This is a genomic window from Affinibrenneria salicis (assembly GCF_008710095.1).
Genome location: NZ_VYKJ01000001.1, coordinates 593038 through 616383, shown reverse-complemented (window position 1 = coordinate 616383; position 23346 = coordinate 593038). Strand labels below are relative to the sequence as shown.

The window sequence follows — 23346 nt, the reverse complement described above, 5'->3', positions numbered from 1 at the left end:
TCATGACTGACTCATTAACTCCCGCTAATCAGCCCATTAAACCGCGCCGCATCAATAAAGCATTACTGATGCGCCTGGCGCCGCTACTCAGTCTGGTCTTGCTGGTCATGTTTTTTAGTTTCAGCTCACCGTTCTTCTTTAATACCGAAAATATTATGACCATCGCCCTGCAGACATCGGTTATCGGCATTATGGCGATTGGCGTAACCTACGTCATCATTACCTCGGGCATCGATCTGTCGTTAGGCTCGGTGGTGGCCTTCTCCGGCGTGGCCGTCGGGCTGTGCGCCTCGTTCGGCCTGCCGCTGGCGGTCTGCGTTATCGCCGGCATGCTGGCCGGCGGCCTGTGCGGCTGTATCAACGGCTTTCTGGTGACCCGCGCGGCGATTCCGCCCTTTATCGCCACGCTTGGGCTGATGATGTCGGTGCGCGGCGTTAATCTGGTGATGACCGACGGCCGCGCGATCTATTTTTCCGATTATCCGGCCTTTAAACTTCTCGCTCAGGGCCGCCTGTTCGATATCCTGCCCTACCCGGTGTTCTATCTGCTGATCATCGCGCTGCTCGCCGCTTATATCCTGAAAAAAACCGTGATTGGCCGTTACGTCTACGCCATCGGCAGCAACGAGGTGGCCGCCCATCTCTCCGGCATCAAAGTGCAGCGCGTCAAAGTGTTCGTCTACGCCTTCTGCGGTCTGTTAACCGGTATCGCCGGAGTGATCCTCGCTTCGCGCCTCAACTCCGGACAGCCCACCGTCGGCGTGGGCTACGAGCTGGAGGCGATTGCGGCGGTGGTGATCGGCGGCACCAGTCTGATGGGCGGCATTGGCACCATCGGCGGCACGATTATCGGCGCCTTTATCATGAGCGTGCTGAAAAACGGCCTCAACCTGATGGGCGTTTCGCAATTCTGGCAAATGGTCGCCATGGGCATCGTGGTGGTCGCGGCGGTTTATCTCGATACGCTGCGCAAAAAGATGCGTTGACGCGCCTGGTCATGAGTACCCGGTAAAAAAACAATCCAGTCCCTGACGCCGTCGGGGCGCCGGCAAGCGACTCACCGGCGCCTCGCGGGCTAAAGGGTTACCTAAACGGAGCGAATGACATGAAAAACAAATCATTATTAGCTGTCGCCTCGCTGGCGCTCGTACTAACGGGCGGCGCCTGGGCTAAGACATTAACGCTGCCGGTGGTCAGCAAAGGCTACCAGCATGAATTCTTCCAGACCGTGAAAATGGGGACGGAAGCGGCGGCGAAAGAGCTGGGCGTCACCACCAGCTTTGTCGGCCCGGCGGATGAGACGCAAATCGCCGAGCAGATCCAACTGCTGGAAAATACCATGGCGAAAAAACCCGACGGCATCCTGCTGGCCGCGCTGGACGCCAACGCGCTGGCGCCGCTGGTGGAAACGGCCAATAGCCGGGGCATCAAGGTGGTGACCTTCGACTCGGGCGTCAATTCCGATATTCCCGCCAGCTTTGTGGCGACCAATAACGTCAGGGCGGGAGCCGACGCCGCCGACGCGCTGGCGGCCGAGATCGGCGGCGCGGGGAAAGTGGGCATCATCGCCCACGTGGCCGGCACCACCTCCGCCATCGAGCGTTCCGAAGGCTTTATTAAGCAGATGAAAGAGAAATACCCGCAGGTGACCGTTCTGCCGGTGCAATACAGCGACGGCGACCCGCAGAAAGCGATGGATAAGACCACCGATATGGTGCAGGCCAATCCCGATCTGGCCGGCATATACGCCACCAACGAAGGTTCCACGCTGGGCGTGGCGAACGCCGTCGACAGCCTGGGCATTAAAGGCAAGGTGAAGCTCATCGGTTTTGACGGCACCGAAGCCATTATCGGCTTCCTGCGCGCCGGCGTGCTGCAGGGCTTCGTGGTGCAGGACGCGTTCCAGATCGGCTATCAGGGCATTAAGGCGCTGAATGACGCCATCGGCGGCAAAACGGTAGAGAAAGTGATCGATATCCCGGTGAAATACGTCAGCATGCAGAATATCGACGATCCGGCGGTGGAAAAGCTGCTGCATCCGCGGCGCTAAGCAACACCCGCGCGGGAAGCAGCCGCGTAACGGCGGCCTGATTCATCGTCTCCCTGACGGTTTATGATTCAAGCGTCTCTTTCCCGGCCGGGGAACCGTTTTCCCCGCCGGTTTGTGCCAACGCCAGGAGCCTGTTATGCACAACGGTGGATATTACTTAGGTGTTGATGTCGGTTCGGCCAGCGTTCGCGCCGGGTTGTACGACGCGCGCGGTCAGCGTCTGGCCTTCGCCGTACGGCCGATCAGCCAGTTTCGCCACGGCGCCGATCAGGTCGAGCAATCCTCGGCGGAAATCTGGCGCCAGGTCTGCGCGGCCGTGCGGGAGGCGGTCGACGGGGCACAGGTCGACCGTCAACGCATCCGTTCGCTCGGCTTTGACGCCACCTGCTCGCTGGTGGCGATCGATGGCGACGAACGCGGCGTTTCCGTAGCGCAGGACGGCGCGCCGGATCGCGACATTATTATGTGGATGGATCATCGCGCCGCGCAGGAAACGGCGGAGATTAACGCCAGCGGGGACGACGCCCTGCGTTACGTCGGCGGCGAAGTCAGCATTGAGATGGAACTTCCTAAAGTGCTGTGGCTGAAGCGCCATTTTCCGCAGCGCTACCAGCAAACCGCGCGCTTCTTCGATCTGGCCGATTTTCTGGTGTGGAAAGCCACCGGCAATGACGTGGCCAGCCTCTGTACTCTGACCTGTAAATGGAATTATCTCGCCCACGAGGGCCGCTTCAGTATGCCGCTGCTGCGGGCGGTCGGGCTGGACGATTTGCTGACGAAGATCCCGGGCCGGATTATCGACATCGGCGCGCCGGCCGGCCAGTTAAGCGCCAGAGCGGCCGGCGAGCTGGGTCTGCCGCCGGGCGTGGTCGTGGCAAGCGGAATTATCGACGCTCACGCCGGCGGGCTGGCGCTGATCGGGGGCCAGCCGCAGGGCGCGCTGGCGATCATCAGCGGCACCTCCAACTGCCATATGCTGGTCAACAAAGCGCAACTGGAAACGCCGGGAGTATGGGGACCGTACTGGTCAGCCATGCTGCCGGGCTGGTGGCTGACGGAAGGCGGGCAGAGCGCGGCCGGCTCACTGATCGACTGGACGCTGCGGCAGCAGGGCCAGAGCGCGCAACTGTTCAGCGCGGCCGACGCGCAGGGCCTGCATCCCGTGGCGTTGGCGAACCGGTGGGTGGCGCAGCTGGAACAACATGAGCCGCTGCCGACCCGCCATCTGCACGTCCTGGCGGATCACCACGGCAATCGCTCGCCGCGCGCCAATCCGCATGCGCGCGGCAGCGTGTGCGGCTTAACGCTGGAAAGCGGCGAGCCGGCGCTGGCCCGCCTGTATCTCGCCACGCTGCAGGCCATCGCCTACGGCACCCGCCATATTATCGACGCCATGGAGCAGGCCGGGCATCGCATTACGCATCTCGTTATGTGCGGCGGCGCCACCCATAACCCGCTGTGGCTGCGCGAATATGCCGATATCGCCGGGCGCGATATCCACCTGATGCGCGAAGAGGATGCCGTTACGCTGGGGGCGGCCATCTGCGGCGCCGTGGCCTGCGGCGCCTGGCCGGATTTCCCGGCCGCCTGCGGCGCGCTGGCGCAACCCGGCGAAACCCTGCGCGCCAGGCCGGAGATGGCCGCCTTCCATCAGCGCAAATATCAGGTCTATTTACAGCTGTATGAACAGCAACAAGCGCTGGACCGCATCATGGCGGATGCCGCCGACGGCAAATGAGCGCGCGCCGGCCGCCGGATTCAGGCGGCCGGCGCGATAACCAAAAATGTCAGGGCGCATGACTATGCGGTAATTCGCTATTGCCGCTGACGTGAATCAATCACGCCGGTTGATTCACGTCATTTCCGTTATTCCGTCTTTCGCTCTCTGGAGAAATAAAATGGAAAGAGATGTTCTGGCTCGTGAAATAATAGACACCTGTCTTGAGATGACTCGCCTGGGCTTAAACCAGGGCACGGCGGGCAACGTCAGCGTACGCTATCGGGACGGCATGCTGATTACCCCCACCGGCACCCCTTATGAAAGATTAACCGAGCGGCAGATTGTATTGGTCGATGCCGACGGCCGGCACGAGGCGGGCAAAATACCGTCCAGCGAGTGGCGTTTCCACCAGGCGGTGTACCAGGCCCGCCCGCAGGCCAACGCGGTGGTGCACAACCACGCGGTGCACTGCACCGCGGTATCGATCCTCAACCGCCCGATTCCCGCCATCCATTACATGATCGCCGTCGGCGGAGGCAATACGATTCCCTGCGCCCCTTACGCCACCTTCGGCACCAGACAGCTCTCCGAACAGGTGGCGCGGGTGATGAAAGATCATAAGGCCACGCTGCTGCAACACCACGGCATGATCGCCAGCGAAGCGAATCTGGAAAAAGCGCTGTGGCTGGCGCAGGAGGTCGAAGTGCTCGCCCGCCTCTATCTCACGACCTTAGCCATTGTCGATCCCGTCCCGCTGCTGCCCGATGAGGAAATCGCCATCGTGCTGGAGAAATTTAAAACCTACGGTCTGCGTATCGAAGAATAGGCCGGTCGCGCCTATCCGCGATGCATTGATGCGCCGTAAACGGGGGCTTATGACCCGAAAATCCGGCGCCGGCCCCTTACTCTTTTAGGCGGGCGATGGTGGTATTGCGGCATGCCGTACTTCCAACGGCCGCAGACGCGCCCGGCTGGCGTTTCAGCCGCCGCCCCTGGCGACGTTGCCCCCGCCCGCCCTTGCCGCTTGCCACGCAGCGGCCCTGCCGGTGGAAACGGCCGGACTTTTCCCGCCAGCGGGAAGACAGCCGCGGCCATGTGTCTCTCAACGCCGCGGCCGATGGCTATGCTGCCCTGCGGGTGTGGATCATCAGCCTGTTGCGGCGCGCCATATTCGTTTCCACCCGTACCTGATGCCGTCGCATCATCCGCGCCGGGCGGCGTCTCGCATGGCGACGACGCCGCGCAGCACCTGCTCCGGCGTGGCCGGCACCGGCATCATCGGGTGACGACGGTAATCGCTCAGGCTGGCGACCGCATCCTGCAGCGCGCTCCAGACGGAAATGCCCAGCATAAACGGCGGCTCGCCCACCGCCTTCGAGCGGAAAACCGTTTCGGCCACGTTGCGCTGATTTTCCAGCAGCTGAACGCGAAAATCAGGCGGAATATCGGCGACGGTCGGCACCTTGTAGCTGGCCGGCGAATCCGTCATCAGCCGCCCCTGCTGATCCCACACCAGCTCTTCGCAGGTAACCCAGCCCATCCCCTGGATAAATCCGCCCTCCACCTGGCCGATATCGATCATCGGGTTCAACGACGCGCCGGCGTCGTGCAGAATATCCACCCGCAGCACCCGATACTCGCCGGTCAGCGTATCCACGATCACCTCGGAGCAGGCGGCGCCATAGACGAAATAGTAAAACGGCCGGCCGCGGCCGGCTTCGCGGTCGTAATGAATGCCGGGCACCCGGTAGTAGCCGGTGGCCGACAGCGACACCTGGTTCAGCCAGGCCATGTTGGCCACCTGCGCGAAGGTAAAATGCCGCTGCCCGACCCGCACGATGCCGTTGCGAAAGCTGACGTCGGCCGGCGCGCAGTTATGAAGCCGGCACAGCATGGTCTCCAGCCGCTGTTTCAGGATCTGCGCGGCGTTTTGCGCCGCTTTGCCGTTCAGATCCGCGCCGCTGGAAGCGGCGGTCGGCGAGGTGTTCGGCACCTTGCCGGTGTGGGTGGCGGTGATTTGGATCCGATCGATGTCGATCTGCAGCACCTCGGCGACGATCTGCGCCACCTTGGTATTCAGCCCCTGCCCCATTTCTGTGCCGCCGTGATTGAGCTGTACGCTGCCGTCGGAGTAAATCAGCAACAGCGCCCCGGCCTGATTGAGAAAGGTGGCGGTGAAAGAGATGCCGAATTTGACCGGCGTCAGCGCCAGACCGCGCCGCAACAGCGGGTGCTGCGCGTTGAAGGCGCGAATCGCCGCGCGCCGGCGCTGATAATCCGCGCTCTCTTCCAGTCGGGCGGTGATGTCATCCAGTAAGTTCCCTTCCACCGGCTGGTAATAGTGAGTCACGTCGCGCCCGGGCTGACCGTAATAGTTGCGTTTGCGCACCTCGAGCGGATCCAGCCCCAGCACACAGGCGATCCGCTCAATGATCTGCTCTATCGCCACAATGCCCTGCGGCCCGCCAAAACCACGGAACGCCGTATTGGAGGCGATATTGGTGCGACAGCGATAGCCGGTGATCAACGCGTCGCCGAGGTAGTAGGCATTGTCGATATGGAACATGGCGCGATCGACGATCGAACCGGACAGATCGAGTGAGTGGCCGCAGTTGCCGGCCAGATCGATCTTAACGCCGTTAAAGACGCCGCGTTCGTCAAAGCCGACGTCATAGCGGATAAAGAACGGATGGCGCTTACCGGTAATGCGCATATCGTCGCGCCGCGATAAACGCATTTTCGCCGGCCGGCCGGTCAGCCGCGCCGCCACCGCGCACAAACAGGCCACGCCCGCCGCCTGCGTCTCTTTGCCGCCGAATCCGCCGCCGATACGCCGCATCTCGATAGTCACCTGGCTCATGCTGACGCCCAACACCGAGGCCACCAGTTTTTGTACCTCGGTCGGGTTCTGGCTGGCGGCGTAGACCGTAACCGAGCCGTCCTCGCCGGGGTTAACGATGGCCGCCTGGGTTTCCAGATAGAAATGTTCCTGCCCGCCGACCTGCAGCTCGCCCTGAATGCGGTGCGCCGCCTGTTCCAGCGCGCCCTGCGCGTCGCCGCGCCGGTGCACGAACGGCCGTTCGACGAACAATTCCTTCTCCAGCGCTTCGCGCACATCCAGCACCGGGGTCAATACCTCGTATTCAATTACGGCGGCCTGCGCGGCCTGGCGGGCGGCCTCGCGCGTTTCCGCCGCCACCGCCAGTACAATCTGGCCGACATAGTTGACCGTCTCGCACGCCAGCAGCGGATCGCCCGGCGCCAGCGCGCCGATATCCAGGTTGCCGGGCACCTGTTGCCAGGTCAGCACCTCGACCACGCCGGGAATCTGGTAGCAGGGCGTCACGTCCAGTTTCAGGATGCGCGCATGGGCATGCTCGCTAAGCCGCGGGCAGAGGTGCAGCAGTCCGGCCGGTTCAGGGCGATCGTCGATATAGCGCGCCTCGCCGCTAACGTGCTTCTCGGCGCTTTCATGCTGACGGCTGCGCCCCACGCCGCTGGTCAATTCCTGCTGATACTGCGCCTGCAGGGCCTCGGCGCTGAGCGGTACAGGATTATGCGACATAATCGGCTACCCCCATGAACGGGATTTCTCCCTGCAGAGACAAATAGTAGCGACGCAGCAGATTGCCGGCGATTTGCCGCCGGTAGTCCGCGCTGGCGCGGAAATCGCTCAGCGGCGTAAATTCCTGTTCCAGCACCCGACAGGCCGCCTCCAGCGTCGCTTCGTTCCAGGGCCGGCCGCACAGCGCCTGTTCGCAGCGCGGCGCGCGGCGCGGAATGGCGTCCATCCCGCCAAACGCGATACGCGCTTCGCTGACGACGCCGTCCCGCAGGCATACGGCAAACGCGCCGGCCACCGCGGAGATATCATCGTCCGGCCGTTTGGCGACCTTCCAGGCGCGAAAGTTGCTCACCCGTTCGCCGCGCGGGATCACGATCGACCGAATAAACTCGCCCTCACGCAACGCGGTCTGGCGATAAGCGAGAAAAAAGTCATGCAGCGGCAGCCGCCGTTCGCTGTCGCCGCACTGCAGCCGCAACTGCGCATCCAGCGCCAGCAACAGCGGCGGCGTATCGCCGATCGGCGAGGCGTTGCCGATATTGCCGCCCAGCGTGCCGCGGTTGCGGATCTGCTGCGAGGCGAAGCGCCGCAGCAGATCCGCAAAGGACGGGATGAGCCCGCTCAGCAGGCTGGCGCACTGGCTTATCGACAGCCCGGCGCCCAGTTCGATGCTGTCCTCGGTCACCTGCCAGCATTGCAGTTCCTCCACCTGATCCAGTGCGATCAACAACGGCAGCGGACGGCAGGCCTGAGTGATCTCCAGCGCCAGATCGGTGCCGCCGGCCAGCAGCCTGGCGCGCGGATATTGCCGATAGCAGTCGGCCAGCTGGCCGAGGGTTTTCGGTATGAAGCAGCAGTTTCCCTGCTCTTTCAGCGTCTGCCGGCGCCGGTGCTGCAGCGCGCTCAAGCGCTGAACGGTGATCGCCGCCTGACGGGAAAAGCTGTCCTCCACGGGCTGTTCGCACAGCAGACGGGCGGCGTCCATAATCGGCCGGTAGCCGGTACAGCGGCACAAATTGCCGGCCAACGCCAGTTCGGCCTGCTGACGATCCCAGCCCCGGCTGTTTTTCTGTAAGGTAAATAGCGTCATCACGATGCCTGGCGTACAGAAGCCGCACTGCGAGGCGTGCAGATCGACCACCGCCTGCTGCACCGGATGCAGCGCGCCCTGCTGGCGCAGATCTTCCACCGTAATGAGCTGTTTACCCTGCAGCGCGCTGATTAGCGTCAGGCAGGCGTTGGCGGTTTCATAACGCATACGCCCCTGCTCCACCCGCCCCAGCGTCACGGTACAGGCGCCGCAATCGCCGGAAGCGCACCCTTCCTTCGTGCCGGGACGGCGGCGGCGCTCGCGCAAATAGTTCAACACCGTCATATTGGGATCGATATCCCGCTCGGTGACCAGCGTTTGATTGAGCAAAAACTGGATCATGCTACCTCCTGTTGCTTGTTGTCCGGCTGCCAGACGCATTCGCCGTTTACCCAGGTGGCGGCGATATTGCGGTCGTCGCCCAGCGTCATCAGCACGAACAGCCGCTCGAAGATCGTCTGGCTATTGCCGTAGCGCAATCTCTGCAGCGGGGTGACCGCCGGATCGATAACGACGAAATCGGCCTCTTTACCGGCGTTGAAATTGCCCAGCTGCGCGTCCAGATCCAGCGCGCGCGCGCCGCCCAGCGTGGCGTGATAAATCGCTTCCGCCGCCGCAAGGGAATACTGTTGCAGCTGGCCGACCTTGTAGGCTTCGCCCAGCGTCTGCAGGATATTAAACGAGGTGCCGGCGCCGATATCGGTGCCGATGCCCATCAATACGCCCTTATCCCAGCAGCGCTGCAGCCGGAACAGACCGCTGCCCAGAAACAGGTTGGAGGTAGGACAAAAGGCGATGGACGAGCGGGTGCGGCGCAGGCAATCCCATTCGCGGTCTTCAAGATGCAGGCAGTGAGCAAACACGCTGCGGCGGCCGGTAAGCCGATAGTGGTGATACACATCCAGATAGCCGTCGCGTTCGGGATACAGCGCGTTCACCCAGGCGACTTCCTGCTGGTTTTCGCTCAGATGGGTATGCAGCCAGACATCGGGGAACTCCTCGCGCAGGCGCTGCACCGCCGCCAGCAGCGCCGGGGAAGAGGTGGGAGCGAAACGCGGCGTCAGGGCGTAGCCCAACCGGCCCTTGCCGTGCCAGCGCTGAATCAATTCCCGCGTCTGCCGATAGCTGTCTTGCGGCGTTTCGAGCAATTCATCCGGCGCATTGCGATCCATCATCACCTTACCGGCGATCAGACGCATGCCCAGCCGCCCGGCGGCGCTGAACAGGGCATCGACCGACTCGGGGTGCACGGTGCCGAATACCAGCGCGGTGGTGGTGCCGTTGCTGAGCAACTGCTGAAGAAAGAAGGCCGACATGCGCGCCGCGTGCGCCGGACAGCCATACTGGCTCTCGACCGGAAAGGTGTAGCGCTGCAGCCATTCGAGCAACTGCTCGCCGAAGGCGCCGATCATTTCGGTTTGCGGGTAATGGATGTGCGTATCAATAAATCCCGGCAAAATCAGTTTACCGCGGTAGTCGATAACCGCCTGTTCATCGACCAGCGCGCTCTTTCCTTCATCCCAGGGACGCAGGCTGATGATTCTCCCCCCATCGATCAACAACAGCCCGTCGTCGAGGTAGCGCGTCTGGCGCATTATCTGCTGCGGACTGTCCGCCGGCGCGGTAATATCGAAAAAGCTGCCCCGGATAGCTTTGGTATAGTGTGCTGACATCGTCATTCCTTTTTTATATACCGTTGTTTTTCAGTCGACTGAACCGCCGCCCGAAGACTGTCCGGTATAAACCGGCCGCTCGCTTTATTTATAAACAGCAATTTCCATACCATAATTAAAATACAACAATTCATTTATTATCAAATGGTTAAATAATTCAATCAGCCAACAACGGAACACTAAAAGCAAACGATTGCTTATCATAGCAAACGGTTGCTTTTACCTTGTCTATCAATAGAGGCAGTTAAACTCAACCGACAGGAAATATTGTTGCGCACTATAAAAAAGCAGATGCCCGACGCAATGCCCGAATAATGTGCATGATGCGCCCCGGCCGGGAGAAAATTAAACGACCGGAAAAATAAATTTCAATACGCAGAACAGAAAGAATAAACGGCGGGGGGGGAGAAAAAATTAACCGAAGACATCCGTTTTGGTATGCCTTCGGCTAAATAGCATGTCTCAGAATTTATATTGCAACGCGACCCGATTCTGCCAGAAAGAATAATCATACTGCGGCGAGGTTTGTACCCCTAAGAAATTAGACAGACTTAACCCTTTCAGGGCGCCGCTGAAATTATAAATGCCGAAGATGACATATTCAGACTGGTTGATACTGGAAGCGCCGGCCTTTTTCTTCAGATCCATAAAGGAATAATAACTGCCGATGGTTAACGCCGGCATGGCCTGATAGCTGATGCGGGTTGAATAGGCGTTGCCGGTACCCAGATCCTGGGTGCTGGTGAAATAGGGCTGAGCGAAATATTTGCCCGATGAGGTGCTATGCGAATAAGGCGTCACCAACGCGCCGTTCAGATAAGCATCCCCGCTGGCCGCCATATGATTGTAATTCAGCGACCACTTGATTTTCGGCGTCGGCGCAACGGCCAGCTGCAGGCCATAAGAGGTATTATCCACTTTCCCCATCAGCTGCTTCCCTTCGCCGGCGCCGCGGATAAATTGAACGCCGATATCGGGTTGCCAGGGCTGTTCCTGCCATTGCAGATGCCCTTCGCCATAGAAAATCGTCACGTAATCAGCGTAGTTTTCATACCACATCTGTCCGCTCAGCGTCTTGTCGTCGACCTTCAGCGATCGTCCGGCGCCGACCGCCCACGCGCCGCTGGTTTTTTCCGTCACTTCGCTATACGAGGAGGTGGCCAGAAACTGATCCGTGCGCCAGGGCTTATAGCGATAAATTTTACTGGCGTGCAGGAAATCGGTTTTATCGCCCCAGTGCATATCCACCGCGCGGAACAGTATCGGGGTAATACGCCAGTCGTAATCGCTGATAAACGGCATATCCACCCGCTGGTTGCCGGCCGTAATGCTGAAATCGCGATATTGCCAGCGCAGATAAGCCTCGCCGACATTGGTCTGGTTCGGGCCCAGTTCGGTCACCAGCCGTTCTACCGGCGGATGCCACAGCCCCCGCTGGAAAATACCGCTGACGCCGGCGCTGAAGCCGAAATAAGGCGCCGTCTGGTATTTAATGCTGCCGCCGTAGCTGGCGGTATCCTGATTTTTATCTTTGACGAAATAAGCGTTATGCGTCGAAAAGTAGAGCGTACGCAAAGAGCCGTTTACCGAACCGCAGCGAAACATATCGGTAAAGCGGGTCACGCCGCTCTCATTCTGATCGCAGGTCTGCCCCAAATTACTGGTATAAGGCTGTGCGGCCGGCTGTTGCGCGGCCAGCGCCAGCGGGCTTAGCAAGAAAGCGCCGGCCAGCGCGCCCGCGACGAATAACGGCCCGCCGCCGCGATATGGTCTTTGGTTTGCCGCTCCGTCAGCGACGGCTTGTACATATTTCCCCGGATAATTGCTAATAAATAAATTTTTCACATCCATATTCCCATCAGAAGTAATTAATGAAAGCCGGCTTCGAATAGACATAGCCAACTGCACCTGGCGCGATAAAAACTTTTGCAGGCTGATACAGGTAATTAATCATATTGGATGAATTCCGCCGCTCGTCGTCGCCGGTTATCGACCATCCAATAATGGAAATATCAGGTACGATAGATTTTCTTTATTTTTCTGATTGCGTTTATTCTCTGATTGCCCCCTTAGTTAATTTATTCATCGAATTTGTCTGGAAAAACAGATTGCGACGGATCGCGGCGCGCAGACCCGGCGGCGACCGATAGCGCGCGGCCGGTCTGCGCCACGCGCGATTCGCCGCCCTACGGCAGACGGTCCATGCGCTGCCAGAGGCTGGCGGCGCTGCGCCGCGCGTTGTGGTAGATCTCCGCCACGTCGAACGGAAACTGGCGATCTTCGTACACCATGTTGCCCGCCACCATCACGCTGTGCACGCTGGCCGAACTCAGCCCGAACGCCAGGTGACCGGCCAGATTGTCCTGACACATCGGCGTGGGCGACTGATAATCGCAGATGGTCAGATCGGCCTGATATCCGGCCGCCAGCGAACCGAAACGGGCGTTAAAATTACGCTCGAGCAGCAGATTGCCGTTATGCAGAAAACGCAGGAAGCTGTCCGGCCACAGCGATCCGCCGGCGTCGCGCTGCTTAAAGAAAGCGAATTTCAGCTCTTCAAACATGTCGGCGCCGATACCGTCCGTCCCCAGCGCCACATGCCGGTACTCCGCCAGTCGCGCGTTATAGCCGACCTGATTATTCATGTTGGAACGGGCGTTATGCACCAGAAAGGCCCGGCGCTGATTGATAACCGCCACATCGTCGGACGAGAGAAAAATACCGTGCGCAATCAGACTCTTGTCATTTAACAGCCCCGCCTGATCCAGACGCACCATCGGATCGACGCCGTAGTGATGGTGGCTATGGGACACGTCGTAGCGGTCTTCCGCCACGTGGATATGCAGCCCGCGCCCGGTTTCGCGCAGCGCGTCCGCCAGCATCTCCAGCCCGGCCTGCGGCAGCGTGAACGGCGCGTGCGCGCCGATATGCGCCTCGACCAGATACGGCCCGCGCCCCGCCTGGCGATCGGCCTCAATCCGGCGGGCGAAGCGGATATTCTCCTCCACGCCCTGGCGCAGCTCGTCCAGCCCGCCGTTGCGATCGGTGGTTTCATAACAGGTCATGCCGCGCAGTCCGGCCTGCAGAAAGCCGCGGCGCAGGATATCCAGCGAGCCGGCGATCAGCGCCGGCGAGGCATGGTGATCGATGACCGCCGTACAGCCCTGCTTAATCGCCTCCAGCGAGCAGATCAGGCCGCTGTAGTACAGCGACTCCTCGTCCAGCGCCCGGTCCAGCTTCCACCACAGATTCTTCAGCGTGGAGATAAAGTCGGGACAGGGGGCGATGCCGGCCATAATGCCGCGCGCCAGCCCGGAATAAAAATGGTTGTGAGCGCAGACAAGGCCCGGCATGACCAGCCGGCCGCGCATCGCTTTCACCGTCGCGCCCGGATAGCGCGCCGTCAGATTGGTGCCCACATCGGCGATCGTCGTTCCGTCGATGGCGATATCCATCCCGCTGATGATGTGCGCCGGCGCGAACTGCACCAGCGTGGCGTTGTGCAATATCAGCATGGTTTATTCCTCCACCGCGCCGAGCAGATAATGATGATGTCGATAAACATGGCTAATGATGCGGCACATATCGGTCAGCTCCGGCGGCACGCGACCGAACTGCCCCTGTTCGTCGATCTCCAGGTGGTAAATCTGCTGCTGATGACGCACCAGCACGCCGTCATCGGTCAGCAGAAAACCGGGATTGCCGCTGGCGGCGAAATCCTGCTGCAGGTTGAAAATGGTGACCTTGTCGCGGTAGGGCCGTCCCTGCCACGGACAAAACTGGGCGCAGTTGCCGCATTCGTTGCAATACGCGTCAATGTGCAATGTCTGGAAGCGATCGCGGAAGCCGGGCACCGCGATGGAAATGTTGGCCCGGTTGGGGCAGACGTCCACGCATTTGGCGCACACATAGTTGCACGACAGGCAGCGCTGCGCCTCCTGACGGGCAAAGTCATCCTGCCGTTCGGCGGACACCAGACGCACATCGATCTGCCCTTTGCGGCGATAGATCGCATCAGGATCGGTATTCAGCCAGCGTTTTGCCGCATGGTCGTCGCGAATATTCTCGCGCCGCAGGATGGTATCCGTCGCGCGCCGCGCCGCGCCGATGGCCGCCACAATCGAAGCCGGGCCGCTCTGCACGTCGCCGATCAGGAACACATTCGCGCGCGCCGTTTCCTGAGTGCGGGTATCCACGATCGGCGCGCCGCGCGCGTCCGCCGGAATGCCGATATCGGCCAGATGCGCGTAGTCCGGCTGTTCGCCGATCGCGGTGATCAGCGCATCCATATGCAGCGTCTCGACTCGATCGGTCTCCACCGGCCGCGCGCGCCCCTGGGCATCCGGCTCGCCGCGCGCCATCACGCGCAGCCGCAGCGTGCCGTCGGCATCAAAGCGCTCGGGGTTGACCATAAAGCGGAAGTGCACGCCTTCGGCGCGCGCCTCCTCCACCTCCTCGCGCCAGGCCGGCATCTCGCGTTCGCCGCGGCGATACAGGATGGTGACCTGTTCGACGCCGGGCAGACGCAGCGCGGCCCGGGCGCAATCCATCGCGGTGTTGCCGGCGCCCACGACGCCGACCGAACGGCCGGGCCGCAGATTCTCGCCGCGATTAAAACGCCGCAGAAACTGGAACGACGACCAGACGGCGGGATGATCGCCGGCCAGCGTAACCGGGCGGCTTTTCTGCGCGCCGGTGCCGACGCAGATATAGTCGAATCCCTGCCGCCGCAGGGCGTCAATCGTCAGGCCGTCGTCGCAGCCGTACACGAACTTCACGCCGTGGCTGGCGACAAAATCGATATCGTGCTGAACTTTTTCCGCCGGGATGCGGAACTGCGGCACCACATGGCGCACCACGCCGCCCGCGCTCTGTTCCCGCTCGAACAGGGTCACCGGGTGGCCCGCCCGGGCGAGGAAATAGCCGGCGGCCAGCCCGGCCGGACCGGCGCCGATAACCGCCACCGCATGACGGCTGCCGGAGCCGGCCGGTTTAAACCAGCGTTGCTGATAGCCCTGCCAGCCCTTTTCCAGCGCGATACGCTTGATCGCGCGAATATTCAGCGCGCTGTCGTAATCCAGTCGGGTACAGTTAAATTCGCACTGATGATCGCAGATGTGGCCGGTGATAGCCGGCAGCGCATTGCGCCGGTAGATCAGATCCAGCGCGTCGACATAGCGCCCCTCGCCGGCCAGCCGCAGATATTCGGGGATATCCTGCTTAATGGCGCAGGCGCTGACGCAGGGCGCGACATAGCAATCGGACAGCGGCAGCGCGTCGCCGGCATCAATGGCGTCGTCGCTTTTCCAGCTTTTCTGGTGATATGAGGTTTCCAGCGCCTCGGCGGCCAGCGCGTTCAGCCGCTCGACATCCACCGTCGCGCGCTGCCAGCCGGCGGACGCTTCCAGCTCGCGCGCGCAGGCGGCGAGACGCAGATAGCCGCCGGGTTTCAACAAATCGGTCGCCATCGTGATCGGGTGAATGCCGGTCTCATGAATGGCGCGAATATTCAGCTGGCTGGCGCCGCCGGAATAGGAGATCGGCAGTTGGCCGTGAAAATGCTGCGACAGCACCGCCGCCACGTTGATGGCGAGCGGAAACAGCGCCCGACCGGACATATACATCTCATCGCCCGGCAGACGCGCCTTATGGTTGACCGCGCCCAGCGTATTGGTCAGCTTCACGCCGAACGACAGCCGCCGCTCATCGGCCAGCGTCATCAGCCGCTCCAGCATGCTCAGCGCCCGGTCGAGCTGTAGATCGTGCAGGAACGACGCTTCTTTCAGTTGGATATAGTCAAATCCGCAGCGATCGAGGATCTCGCGTACCCGCCGATAGCCCAGCAGCGTCGGGTTAAGTTTGACGAAGGTATGCAGCCCTTTCTCCTGCAGCATATAGCGGCAGATGGCCTCGATTTCATCCGGCGGACAGCCGTGCATAGTGGAGAGCGTAACGCCGCGCACCAGCCGCGACTCAATGCGTTCCGGCAGCAGAGCCAGCTGCGCGCGGCGCGCGTCCAGCCCGGGCGCGCGCAGTACGTCCGCCCGTTCGATCCAGCGCGCCAGCGTCTGCCGATAAAAGCCGAACGCCGGCGAGCCGGAGGCGTCCATCATGGTGGCGATAAAATCCTGCATCGGCGGCTGTTTAATGCCTTGCAGGTCATAGCCCACGCTCATATTAAAAATAAACGACCGCCCCTGCTCAGGCGAACGCGGGGCAAACAGACACTCCAGCAGATGGAGGGCAAACCAGGCCTTGAGATATTCATCCGCGGCTTTGCCCAGGGTAAATTCGGTCGACCACTCGGTGTTGAAGCCTTCATCCTCGGCATCGATGCAGGGCTTTTCCAGCTCCAGTCGATCCAGAATCTGCACCGTTTTCAGTTCGATGAAGCTGCCGCCGGTCAGCCAGGCGGTAATAATATTCTGCGCCAGCTGAGTGTGCGGACCGGCCGCCGGTCCGACCGGCGTATCGCAGCGCTCGCCGAATACCTGCATCTGCCGGGCGGGATCGCGCCGGTAAAATTGGCTTTCCGGGATCGAAAAAATAGAACGGCTCTGCTGATATTCGGCAAACATTCGCCCCAGCAATTGCTCAAACGGAATGGGACGCATCACATCACCCACATTCATCTCCTTCGTGTATTTTCAGGAAAAAATAAACGCGCGATTACCGCACGCCACGCCGGACGGATTATCGTTTTACTCCGGCAGCGGTTAACCACACGAAGAGTATTAGCAATATGCAGGCCAGAAATAAGCGCGACGCGACTGGCGAAGGGGAATAACGCCGGCGCGGAAAGCGATGACTCGCCAGAGGAAATTTATATGGTTGTCCGGCGCGCTTTTTTATTTCCTTTCCCTTTCTTTTGCCGCACCGCTTTTTTCATATTAATAATCGCATTTCTCATTTTGAGAAAAAAAACCGCAATGGGGGAAATAAAGGCGCCGGCTACGGCGCCTGTCCCGATCTGATCCGTCGCAACGCCATAAGGCATGAAATTTGCAGGTTATCGATATCAGTCAGCAGCAGCTTTGCATCAGTGAGGGACAGGATGAATATATTTGCCCACGCGGCCGAACTGGAACAGAACAACCGGGCTTTCGCGTTTATCCAAATCATCGAAAGCCGCGGTTCCACGCCCCGCCATACCGCCACTATGCTGGTGGACGACGAAGGAAACTGTACCGGGACCATCGGCGGAGGAATGATGGAAATACGGGTGCTTGAGCAAGCCAGACAGGCGCTGGAGCAGGGCGAATCGCGGCTGTTCAACGGCCGCATGGCGCGCCAGGGCGAAGGCGCGGTGGGCTCGGACTGCGGCGGCGCGATGACCGTGCATATCGCCGTCCAGCCGCGCCGGCCGAATCTGGTGCTGATCGGCGCCGGCCACGTTAACCGGGCCATCGCCATCGCCGCGCAGCCGCTGGGCTTCAACATTACCCTGCTGGATACCTGGCCGGACAATCTCAACCACGCCGATCTGCCGGCGGACTGCCGCCGCGTGGCCGCCGGCAGTTTCAGCGAGGGGATCGGCCAGCTGACGCTCGACGACAACAGCTTCGTTGTCATCGCCACCAACCATCAGGATATGGAGGCGCTGGAACTGACCATCGGCCGGCCGGTGCGCTATCTCGGCCTGCTGGCCAGCCGGCGTAAACTGCAGACCTTTAAAAACACGCTGACGAAGAACGGCGTAGCCGCCGATGCGATCGCCGCGCTCTATTCGCCGATCGGACTGGATATCGGCGCCGAAACGCCGGAAGAGATCGCCATCAGCGTGCTGGCGGAGATCCTGCAGGTGAAAAACCGGACCAGCGGTCAACAGCTGCAGTCCACCACGCTGGCCGCCGTATCAGAATGAGTCCGCGCCGGCCGTCGCCCTGAACGGCTGCCGGCGCACAAAGCGCCCGTGACCGCGCTGACCGCTGAATACGCCGTCCCGGCAGACGATCTCACCGCGGCACAGGGTCAGCACCGGCCAGCCGCGGCAGGTCATCCCCTCATACGGCGAATAGTCGCCGTTATCGTGCATCGCCTCGTGGCGCAAGGTAACGCTGCGCCGCGGGTCGAACAGCACCAGATCGGCATCCGCCCCCGGGTTGAGGTTTCCCTTCTGCGGCCACAGGCCGAACAGCTGCGCGGGCCGGGCGCTGGTCAGCGCGACAAACTGCGACGGCGTGAGGCGGCCGCTCGCCACCCCGCCCGAATAAAGCAGCGCCAGACGGTTTTCCACGCCCGGCAATCCGTTGGGGCAGCGGCTGAAATCGCCGCCGGACAGGGTCAGGCGCTGCTGGCGCGAAAAGTTGCAGTGGTCGGTCGCCACGGTGGCGATGCTGCCGTCCGCCAGGCCGCGCCACAGCGCGTCCTGCTCCTCGCGCGGGCGCAGCGGCGGGCTGAGAATAAACTGCATTCCGTCCGGGCGCAGATACAGCGAGTCGTCCAGCAGCAGGTACTGCGGACAGGTTTCCGCCCATACCGCCTGACCGGCCCGTTGCGCCAGCCGGATGTAGTCCAGCCCCAGCCCGTTGGACAGGTGTACGATATACAGCGGCGCGCCGCCGGCCAGCGAGGCCAGATTGATCATTCGGGCGACGGCTTCCGCTTCGCAGGCCAGCGGCCGGCTCAATGCATGGTAAACCGGCGCGGTGCGCCCCTCGCGCAGGAAGATGTCGCGCTGCCAGCGGATGGCGGCGTCGTTCTCCGGGTGCACGGTCGCCAGCGCGCCCACCTGCCGCAGGCGCTGCAGCGCGCGCAGCACCGCCCCGTCATCCAGCTTGTACTGATAAGTCAGATACAGCTTGAAGCTGCTGACGCCCTCCTGCGTCACCATTGACGCCATCTCGTCCAGAATGGCGTCGTCCACGTGCTGAATCACGCCGTGGAAGCTGTAGTCAATCACCGCCTGCCCGCCGGCATACTCATGGTAACGCGCCAGTTGATGATGCAGATCGCAGCCGGCCGGGCCGAACCCCATATGGTCGACGATGGTGGTGGTGCCGCCGCAGGCCGCCGCGCGCGTGCCGGTAAAGAAGTCGTCGCAGCTGCGCCCGATACCCACATCGATATTGAAATGGGTATGCACATCGATGCCGCCCGGCATCACCTGGCAGCCGCCGGCGTCGATCACCGCCATATCCGGCTCGATGGCGATCTCGCTGGCGCGACGGGCGATCCGTCCCTGTTCGATCAGCAGATCCTGCCGATAGCAGCCGCGATGATCGACCAGCGTTCCGCCTTTAATTAAACGTCTCATACTGTCTTCCTATTAAATGCCGCCGTTGCGTCCGGCCTCAGATCGCCGGCCGCCCCTGCCACACCACCTCGCGGTAGTGCTGCTGGTCGGTATCCCCTTCCGAGCTCACCACCAGCACGCAGGAAGAAGCGTCCAGCCCCAGCCGCGCCAGCAGCGCCGCGCGCTGCGGACTGTGCAATATCGCCGCCAGCACGCCCATGCCGACCGCTCCCGATTCGCCGGAAATAATGCGCGCATCCTGCGCCAGCGGATTGCCCAGCACCCGCATCCCCAGCACCGTCACCTTATCCTCGCAGGAAATAAACTGCCGCGCGCTGTCGCGCAGCCGCGGCCAGCCGAGCGGGTTGGGTTCGCCGCAGGCCAGGCCGGCCATCATGGTATTCATCTCGCCGCCGACGGCGACGATCTCCCCTTTCTGCGCCGAACGGAACAGACAATCGGCGCGATCCGGCTCGACGATGACCGCATGCAGCCGATCGGCGCCGTAACAGTTAGCCAGATAGTCCAGCACGCCGGCCGCCATCGCGCCCACCCCCGCCTGCAGAAAGACGTGAGTCGGCGTCGGCCAATCGTTATGCGCGATCTGCTCCACCGACTCCACCGCCAGCGTGGCGTAGCCCTGCATAATCCAGGCGGGGATCTTCTCGTAACCGGGCCAGGCAGTATCCTGCACCATCAGCCAGCCGTTTTCCTGCGCGGTGCGGGTGGTCAGACGCACGGTGTCGTCGTAATTCATCCCGGTGACGATGCACTCCGCTCCCAGACCGGTAATATGCGCCACCCGCTCCGCCGACGATCCCTTCGGCATATAGATCACCGCCTGCTGCCCCAGCGCGCGGGCCGCCCAGGCGATGCCGCGACCGTGGTTGCCGTCCGTGGTGGTGGTGAAGGTCATCTGCCGCGGGTGGCTGGCGCAAAACTGTTCGAAGGAAAACGTATTGATATCCAGCTGATATTTTTCGCACACCAGCTGTGCGACAGCATAGGCGCCGCCGAGGATCTTAAACGCATTCAGGCCGAAGCGCTGCGACTCGTCTTTAACCAGCACGCGCCCGACGCCGAGCGCGGCGGCGAACGCATCCAGCGAATAGAGCGGCGTGGGGAGATAGCCGGGCATCCGGCGATGAAAGGCGCACGCCTGTTCGGCCTGACGGCGACTAAACAAGGCGTCGGCGGACGGATTAAACGCGGCGTTATCGGCGATCTGCATCTGTAATGAAAAATTCGACATGGTGACATCCTGATCTCAGTAAAAAATGGTGCTGACATATTTCCCGTTATCTCATCAATATTTATGCCAGTTTGTGGTTGCCGGCGTCAGATCAATGCCGAATAATCGCAAACAGTGACAATATGAACGGGCGCGCGGGCGCATGCGGCATCCGCGCGGATGCCGGCGACGCGGCGCGTTGCTGCGTCGTGGGCGCACGAACGGGACGGCGCGGCGGTATTTCTCAAAATGCGAATAGCGCCGTACGCGTCGCGTCGCGCCAACGATTCCGAATTCAGACGGTAAGGGGCTTAGCCAATGACAGCCAGAACACTGTCTTTGATGCAGATTCAGACAACCATCCGGCATTTTGCCCAGATGCTCAGTCGCGTATTACAGCTCGAAGTCGAAATCGTCGACGATCATCTGCTGCGCGTGGCGGGCAGCGGGCCGTACAGCGCCCGAATCGGCCGTCCGTCCGCCAATACCCGCCTGCTGAAATACGTGATTGACGAGAAAAAAGAGAAGATCGTCATCAATGCGCACCACGATCCAATCTGTCGAACCTGCGGCCAGTACGATCGCTGCGGCGAACTGGCGTTTATCGGCCTGCCGGTCATGCATGAGGGCGCCTGCCTGGGCGTGATCAGTCTGGCGGCGGTCAACCTGGAACAGCAGCAGCGCCTGCAGGACAACATCGAGGTCTTCTCCGATTATATTCGCCACATCTCGGCCCTGCTGGTGGCCAACCTGATGAAGAGCCAGTCCGGCGCCAGCGGGATGGATCAACTGTTCAGCACGCTAATCAACTGCATGGATCAGGGCATTCTGGTGCTTGACGAGCAGGGACTGGTCAAATTCGCCAACCAGAACGCGCTGAAGCAATTGAACACCCGTTGGGAGCAGCTCAGCCGCACGCCGGTATCCATCCGTCCGCTGGCGGCCGGCAAAGAGTTCGCCAACGGCCATGCGCAGCACATCATCAGCTTCGCCGCCCAGCAGGAAGTAGTGATCGGCCAGTACCATACGGAAAAAAACCTGCAGCTGTTCCTGCTCGCCTTTCATCAGACGGATCGTTCGGCGCCGCCCGACGATCCGCTCACCGAACCGCAGCTCGGCCGTTTTATCGGCAACTCTCCGCCGATCAGGCAGTTGAAACAGCTAATCGGCCGCTTCGCCGACAGCCCGTCCAGCGTGATGATCACCGGCGAAAGCGGCAGCGGCAAAGAGGTGCTGGCCCAGGCGATCCATCAGCTAAGCGGGCGGCGCAGCCAGCCGTTTATCGCCATCAACTGCGCCGCCATTCCCGAGCATTTGCTGGAAAGCGAGCTGTTCGGCTACGTGAAGGGCGCGTTTACCGGCGCTTCGGCCAACGGCAAAATCGGGCTGATTCAGTCCGCCAGCCGCGGCACGCTGTTTCTGGATGAGATCGGCGATATGCCGCTGGCGCTGCAGGTAAAACTGCTGCGCGCGCTGGAAACGCGCGAGGTGCTGCCCATCGGCGCCAGCAAACCGCTGCCGGTCGATATTCGCATCATCTCCGCCACCCACCAGAATCTGGAACGGGCGATCGGCGAGGGGCGATTTCGCGAAGATCTCTACTACCGGCTGAATGTCATTCCGGTCAGCATTCCGCCGCTGCGCGAACGCGGCGAGGATATCGAGATCCTGGTGCATTATTTTCTCAATATGCATACCCGGAGAATGGGCATTACCTATCCCGGCGTCAGCCGCGACGTAATGGATCTGCTGCGCCGCTACCGCTGGCCGGGCAACGTGCGCGAACTGAGCAATCTGATGGAATATCTGGTTAATATCGTGCCGGACGGCGAGGTGATCGATCGCGCGCTGCTGCCGCCCAGCTTTCACTCGCTGAACGGCGTCGCTCCGCGCCCCGCAGCGGCCGACGCCATCTCATCGGCGGAAACGGCGGGCGGGGCGTCACCCAGCCTGAAACGGCTGGAACATCAGCTGATCGCCCAGGCGCTGCAGCGCGGCGCCAATAAGGCGCAGCTGGCGCAGGAGCTGGGCATCAGCGTCGCCACCCTGTATCGCAAAATCAAGAAGTACGGTTTAAACGACAAACCCTGAGCGGCGAGGCCGCCGCCCCGGATTACTGACAAATTTCGTTATCAGCGAGAGCGGCGCAAGGAAGATCGCGGCGTAACCGTCCGTCCCTCTGCTATTGGCTATAGCGCACCAGCAGTTGCCGATACTGCGCCGGCGTATCCATATCCCAGTGGATGGTCGGATCCGCCACCGCCACCCGCTGACAGCCGTAGCGTTCGATAATCGTCTTCATCGACGTCTGCGGACTGGCCTGGCGCACCGCCTCGCGCACCGGCGCCGGCAGCAGCACCGGGTGCCCTTTACCCTGCGCATAGACCGGGATCAGACAGCGATCGCCGCGCCGGCGCCACAGCGCGCGATAGATATCCCGACCGACGGCGGGCATATCGCCCAGCGCCAGAAAGAACGGTCCGTCGCCGGTGGCGTCGACGCCGCAGCGAATCGAGGAAAACATACCGTCGGTAAAACGCTCGTTATGACACAGCGTGATGCGCGCATGCCGCCGGTAGCGCCACTGCAGCTCCGCGCCGCGAAAGCCGGTGACCAACACCACCCGGTCGCAGAACGACAGGGCGCCCGCCAGCGCGCCGTCGAGTACGGTCCCCTCTTCCCACGGCAACATCATTTTCCACTGCCCCATGCGGCTGGATAAACCGGCCGCCAGCATCAGGCACACTTTTTCCGTCATCGGACTCTATCCCCTGTAGCCGCG

At 61.6% G+C, this 23346-nt stretch carries 16 protein-coding genes; 6 read left to right on the top strand and 10 right to left on the bottom strand.

What is annotated here, in order from left to right:
* The first annotated feature begins 2 nt into the window (after window positions 1-2).
* The 4 genes from FJU30_RS02720 to FJU30_RS02705 all read left to right on the top strand — a co-directional run bounded on the left by FJU30_RS02720 (window position 3) and on the right by FJU30_RS02705 (window position 4596).
* Entirely contained in the window at window positions 3-986 is a 984-nt protein-coding gene (locus FJU30_RS02720; RefSeq protein ID WP_150433766.1) for an ABC transporter permease, read from the top strand.
* A gap of 119 nt (window positions 987-1105) precedes the next feature.
* Complete coding sequence (locus tag FJU30_RS02715) at window positions 1106-2050, top strand: ABC transporter substrate-binding protein (RefSeq protein WP_150433767.1); 945 nt, start codon at window positions 1106-1108, stop codon at window positions 2048-2050.
* A gap of 136 nt (window positions 2051-2186) precedes the next feature.
* Entirely contained in the window at window positions 2187-3788 is a 1602-nt protein-coding gene (locus FJU30_RS02710) for an FGGY-family carbohydrate kinase (RefSeq protein ID WP_150433768.1), read from the top strand.
* A 160-nt stretch (window positions 3789-3948) separates the two neighbouring features.
* Window positions 3949-4596: an L-fuculose-phosphate aldolase gene (locus FJU30_RS02705; RefSeq protein WP_150433769.1), complete on the top strand. Its 648-nt coding sequence runs from the start codon at window positions 3949-3951 to the stop codon at window positions 4594-4596.
* Window positions 4597-4971: 375 nt separating this feature from the next.
* Here the strand turns inward: FJU30_RS02705 and xdhB are convergent, their stop codons facing one another.
* The 7 genes from xdhB to FJU30_RS26745 all read right to left on the bottom strand — a co-directional run bounded on the left by xdhB (window position 4972) and on the right by FJU30_RS26745 (window position 17095).
* Complete coding sequence (gene xdhB, locus FJU30_RS02700) at window positions 4972-7335, bottom strand: xanthine dehydrogenase molybdopterin binding subunit (RefSeq protein WP_150433770.1); 2364 nt, start codon at window positions 7333-7335, stop codon at window positions 4972-4974.
* Window positions 7325-8767: a xanthine dehydrogenase small subunit gene (xdhA, locus tag FJU30_RS02695; protein ID WP_150433771.1), complete on the bottom strand. Its 1443-nt coding sequence runs from the start codon at window positions 8765-8767 to the stop codon at window positions 7325-7327. The genes xdhB and xdhA overlap by 11 nt, the downstream gene beginning before the upstream one ends.
* Window positions 8764-10098: a guanine deaminase gene (guaD, locus tag FJU30_RS02690; RefSeq protein WP_150433772.1), complete on the bottom strand. Its 1335-nt coding sequence runs from the start codon at window positions 10096-10098 to the stop codon at window positions 8764-8766. The genes xdhA and guaD overlap by 4 nt, the downstream gene beginning before the upstream one ends.
* A gap of 462 nt (window positions 10099-10560) precedes the next feature.
* Window positions 10561-11829 (bottom strand): OprD family outer membrane porin, encoded by a 1269-nt coding sequence (locus FJU30_RS02685; protein WP_395858503.1) that lies wholly within the window; start codon window positions 11827-11829, stop codon window positions 10561-10563.
* A gap of 455 nt (window positions 11830-12284) precedes the next feature.
* A complete protein-coding gene (gene ssnA, locus FJU30_RS02680; RefSeq protein WP_150433773.1) occupies window positions 12285-13613 on the bottom strand; it encodes a putative aminohydrolase SsnA in 1329 nt (442 codons plus the stop codon).
* Between the two features lie 3 nt (window positions 13614-13616).
* Complete coding sequence (gene ygfK / locus FJU30_RS02675) at window positions 13617-16724, bottom strand: putative selenate reductase subunit YgfK (RefSeq protein ID WP_150433774.1); 3108 nt, start codon at window positions 16722-16724, stop codon at window positions 13617-13619.
* A 197-nt stretch (window positions 16725-16921) separates the two neighbouring features.
* Window positions 16922-17095, bottom strand: coding sequence for a hypothetical protein (locus tag FJU30_RS26745; protein ID WP_191091520.1), 174 nt, complete (start codon window positions 17093-17095; stop codon window positions 16922-16924).
* Between the two features lie 57 nt (window positions 17096-17152).
* Between FJU30_RS26745 and FJU30_RS02670 the strand changes: the two genes are divergently transcribed.
* Window positions 17153-17962, top strand: coding sequence for an XdhC family protein (locus FJU30_RS02670; protein WP_150433775.1), 810 nt, complete (start codon window positions 17153-17155; stop codon window positions 17960-17962).
* Here FJU30_RS02670 and hydA read toward each other — a convergent pair.
* Window positions 17954-19354 carry a dihydropyrimidinase gene (gene hydA, locus FJU30_RS02665; RefSeq protein ID WP_150433776.1) on the bottom strand — a complete coding sequence of 467 codons (1401 nt, stop codon included), beginning with the start codon at window positions 19352-19354 and terminating at the stop codon, window positions 17954-17956. The genes FJU30_RS02670 and hydA overlap by 9 nt on opposite strands.
* Before the next feature lie 37 nt (window positions 19355-19391).
* Window positions 19392-20585, bottom strand: coding sequence for a diaminopropionate ammonia-lyase (dpaL, locus tag FJU30_RS02660; protein WP_150433777.1), 1194 nt, complete (start codon window positions 20583-20585; stop codon window positions 19392-19394).
* A 297-nt stretch (window positions 20586-20882) separates the two neighbouring features.
* On the opposite strand from dpaL, the gene FJU30_RS02655 reads away from it, so the two are divergent.
* A complete protein-coding gene (locus tag FJU30_RS02655; protein WP_150433778.1) occupies window positions 20883-22655 on the top strand; it encodes a sigma-54 interaction domain-containing protein in 1773 nt (590 codons plus the stop codon).
* 91 nt (window positions 22656-22746) lie between these two features.
* Here FJU30_RS02655 and FJU30_RS02650 read toward each other — a convergent pair whose 3' ends face one another.
* Window positions 22747-23322, bottom strand: coding sequence for an NTP transferase domain-containing protein (locus FJU30_RS02650; RefSeq protein ID WP_150433779.1), 576 nt, complete (start codon window positions 23320-23322; stop codon window positions 22747-22749).
* Window positions 23323-23346: the final 24 nt, after the last annotated feature.

Coding starts and splice junctions, on each gene's coding strand:
- FJU30_RS02720 (WP_150433766.1), top strand. CDS start 3: ATGACTGACTCATTAACTCCCGCTAATCAGCCCATTAAACCGCGCCGC.
- FJU30_RS02715 (WP_150433767.1), top strand. CDS start 1,106: ATGAAAAACAAATCATTATTAGCTGTCGCCTCGCTGGCGCTCGTACTA.
- FJU30_RS02710 (WP_150433768.1), top strand. CDS start 2,187: ATGCACAACGGTGGATATTACTTAGGTGTTGATGTCGGTTCGGCCAGC.
- FJU30_RS02705 (WP_150433769.1), top strand. CDS start 3,949: ATGGAAAGAGATGTTCTGGCTCGTGAAATAATAGACACCTGTCTTGAG.
- xdhB (WP_150433770.1), bottom strand. CDS start 7,335: ATGTCGCATAATCCTGTACCGCTCAGCGCCGAGGCCCTGCAGGCGCAG.
- xdhA (WP_150433771.1), bottom strand. CDS start 8,767: ATGATCCAGTTTTTGCTCAATCAAACGCTGGTCACCGAGCGGGATATC.
- guaD (WP_150433772.1), bottom strand. CDS start 10,098: ATGTCAGCACACTATACCAAAGCTATCCGGGGCAGCTTTTTCGATATT.
- ssnA (WP_150433773.1), bottom strand. CDS start 13,613: ATGCTGATATTGCACAACGCCACGCTGGTGCAGTTCGCGCCGGCGCAC.
- FJU30_RS26745 (WP_191091520.1), bottom strand. CDS start 17,095: ATGCCTTATGGCGTTGCGACGGATCAGATCGGGACAGGCGCCGTAGCC.
- FJU30_RS02670 (WP_150433775.1), top strand. CDS start 17,153: ATGAATATATTTGCCCACGCGGCCGAACTGGAACAGAACAACCGGGCT.
- hydA (WP_150433776.1), bottom strand. CDS start 19,354: ATGAGACGTTTAATTAAAGGCGGAACGCTGGTCGATCATCGCGGCTGC.
- dpaL (WP_150433777.1), bottom strand. CDS start 20,585: ATGTCGAATTTTTCATTACAGATGCAGATCGCCGATAACGCCGCGTTT.
- FJU30_RS02655 (WP_150433778.1), top strand. CDS start 20,883: ATGACAGCCAGAACACTGTCTTTGATGCAGATTCAGACAACCATCCGG.
- FJU30_RS02650 (WP_150433779.1), bottom strand. CDS start 23,322: ATGACGGAAAAAGTGTGCCTGATGCTGGCGGCCGGTTTATCCAGCCGC.